This window comes from Bradyrhizobium sp. NAS80.1, from assembly GCF_001908205.1.
Taxonomy (GTDB): domain Bacteria; phylum Pseudomonadota; class Alphaproteobacteria; order Rhizobiales; family Xanthobacteraceae; genus Bradyrhizobium.
Genome location: NZ_LGHL01000348.1, coordinates 1 through 1,756 on the forward strand (window position 1 = coordinate 1; position 1,756 = coordinate 1,756).

Here is a 1,756-nt window from a genome sequence, read left to right on the forward strand (position 1 = left end):
AGATTGCGCCGTCTGAGAATTACAGCTGGCCTGGCGACGAAAATACGGGTTGAATTTGGCGAGGATGCCAAGCAACGGCGAGCTAGAGTCAGCAATAGAATGCTCGAACGCCAACTTTCCCCGTTACCCGCTGCAGTCATCGGCCCGGAGCGATTGCCTGCTGAAGCCTACATACCGGAAACGATCGAGAAGTTGATCGCGCCGTAACGCGGGGCCAATGCGCAAGCAACTTCATCGCTGCGGCGAAACTTGCCCTTTAGCAATGTCCGAGTGTGGCCCTTCGCGTCATTTCGTTGCCACGCAGCAAGCTGGTCGGTTTCGAGGAAGAGCAGACATCGAACACCCGCCGATCCCGCAGAGTCGGCCGAGAATGACCCATCTCGGACCTTCGCAAGAGTCGAACGTCGAGCCATTTTTCTGTTACATAGGACATTCGATTTCCTGGGCCGAGGTGCGCGTTTGAGCGACGAGCGGGCGGAACGCAGACAAGCAGCCGTACGGGCGGCAGATGAGGCGAATGTCGAGCCCATCTTGCAGGATATGGCCGCACGCACCGAACTGCATTCGATTGACACCTTGACGCTTTCAGATACGCAGTTTTTGCGCGGTGACGCCAACGGGAAGGCAACGACGACTTCTGGACAGCTCCGCCTCGCGACGAGCTCGGGTCGGTTGCCGGTGGTGGTCCTGCAGCATGGCTCCGCCGGTATGGCGCCCAACGTCGAGATGTGGGCAAGAGAGCTCAACAAAATCGGCATTTCGACGTTTGCACTCGACGGCTTCACCGGACGTGGGCTCACCGAGGTAAACACCGATCACGCCCTGCTCGGCCGCCTCAATTTCATACTCGACATCTATCGTGCCCTCGATGTGCTGGCGAAACATCCGAATGTCGATCCGGCACGCATCGCGCTGATGGGCTTTTCGCGTGGCGGCCAGGCCACCCTCTATGCGAGCCTCAAGCGATTCCATCGGCTGTGGAATAGGTCAGGCGCAGAGTTTGCAGCCTACGTTCCGTTCTACCCGGATTGCATGACGAAATTTCTGTCCGATACCGATGTTGTCGGTCGACCCATCCGCATCTTCGGCGGTACGCAGGATGATTATAACCCGCTTGCTGCTTGCAAGGCATACGTCGAGCGGCTGCGAGCCGCCGGCGCAGATGTTCAACTGACTGAATATCCAAACGCCTGGCACGCCTTCGACAACCCGCTCGGCGCGCAGCCTGCAGCGATGCAGCCTCGATTCCAGAGCGCGCGCAATTGCAAAATCCAAGAGGAGGCCGATGGGCTTCTCATAAACCGCGACACCAAGCAGCCATTCGCCTACACGGACGCATGCGTCGTTCGTGGCGTGCACATCGGCCACGATCCAGTCGCCACCCGGGAAGCCAAACAAGCAGTCAAGGCAATCTTCAAAAAGGTGTTCCAGCTTCCATGATCGGTGACGACTAGATGTCGCCTTGTGGCCCTTCGCGTCATTTCGTTGCCGCGCTGCAATTAGGTCGCTTTCGGGGAAGAGCAGACATCGAACGGCACGCGAAACCCGTAGCGTCGGTCGAAAGTGACCCAAAGGCGACACCGGCCGGATCGAAATCCCGCAATGCAGCAAGCATCTGCAGCGCCTTGAGTTGATATGTGAACCTCGCAGCTGCCGAAACATACTCACATTATGTGCCAGACAAATCAGTCATACCGAGCCTAACAAGGCCGGGCGGACGAGGGTCTGGCCGGCATATGGCCTTACAGACAGCGAG

At 58.3% G+C, this 1,756-nt stretch carries 1 protein-coding gene and 1 pseudogene; both read left to right on the top strand.

Translation table 11 applies throughout. The annotated features are described in order from the left end of the window. A pseudogene (locus AC629_RS48040) lies at positions 1-207 on the top strand (hypothetical protein); the annotation flags it as partial. A 252-nt stretch (positions 208-459) separates the two neighbouring features. After that, a complete protein-coding gene (locus tag AC629_RS43215; protein WP_245332192.1) occupies positions 460-1,440 on the top strand; it encodes a dienelactone hydrolase family protein in 981 nt (326 codons plus the stop codon). The last annotated feature ends 316 nt before the right edge of the window (positions 1,441-1,756 follow it).